A 1,018-nucleotide genomic window follows, 5' to 3' on the forward strand; every position below is an offset into this window, starting at 1 on the left:
GAAGGTGATGAGGAAGCCGGTCGCCCACAGCATCGGCGTCTCGAAGGACAGCGAGCCCTTCCACATCGTTCCGATCCAGTTGAAGAACTTCACGCCGGTCGGGACGGCGATGAGGAACGTCATGAAGGAGAAGAACGGAAGCAGCACGCCGCCGGTGACGTACATGTGGTGCGCCCACACCGTCACGGACAGGCCGGCGATCGAGATCGTCGCGGCGATCAGGCCCATGTAGCCGAACATCGGCTTGCGGGAGAAGACCGGGATGACCTCGGAGATGATGCCGAAGAACGGCAGCGCGATGATGTACACCTCTGGATGGCCGAAGAACCAGAAGAGGTGCTGCCACAGCAACGCGCCGCCGTTGGCCGCGTCGAAGACATGTGCCCCGAATTTCCGATCCGCCTCCAGCGCGAACAGCGCGGCGGCGAGGACGGGGAAGGCCAGCAGGACCAGGACCGCGGTCAGCAGCACGTTCCAGGTGAAGATCGGCATGCGGAACATCGTCATGCCGGGTGCGCGCATGCAGATGATCGTGGTGATGAAGTTGACCGCGCCGAGGATGGTGCCGAAGCCGGAGAAGGCCAGACCCATGATCCACAGGTCGGCGCCGATGCCCGGCGAGCGGACCGCGTCCGACAGCGGGGAGTAGGCGAACCAGCCGAAGTCGGCCGCACCCTGCGGGGTGAGGAAGCCGCCCACGGCGATGGTCGAGCCGAACAGGTAGAGCCAGTAGGCGAACATGTTCAGCCGCGGGAACGCCACGTCGGGCGCGCCGATCTGCAGCGGCATGATCCAGTTCGTGAAGCCGGCGAACAGCGGCGTCGCGAACATCAGCAGCATGATCGTGCCGTGCATCGTGAACGCCTGGTTGAACTGCTCGTTCGACATGATCTGCAGGCCCGGACGGGCGAGCTCGGCGCGCATGAGGAGCGCCATGACGCCGCCGACGCAGAAGAACGCGAACGACGTGACCAGGTACAACGTACCGATGGTCTTGTGGTCGGTGGTCGTCAGCCAC

1 protein-coding gene is annotated in these 1,018 nt (G+C 64.6%); it reads right to left on the reverse strand.

Annotated features, from left to right (window positions below; translation table 11 throughout):
* A partial coding sequence (locus tag ACN6LD_RS42245; RefSeq protein WP_445045941.1) for a cbb3-type cytochrome c oxidase subunit I occupies positions 1–1,018 on the reverse strand: 1,018 nt, incomplete at both ends.

The organism is Streptomyces sp. SAS_272 (genome assembly GCF_052543235.1).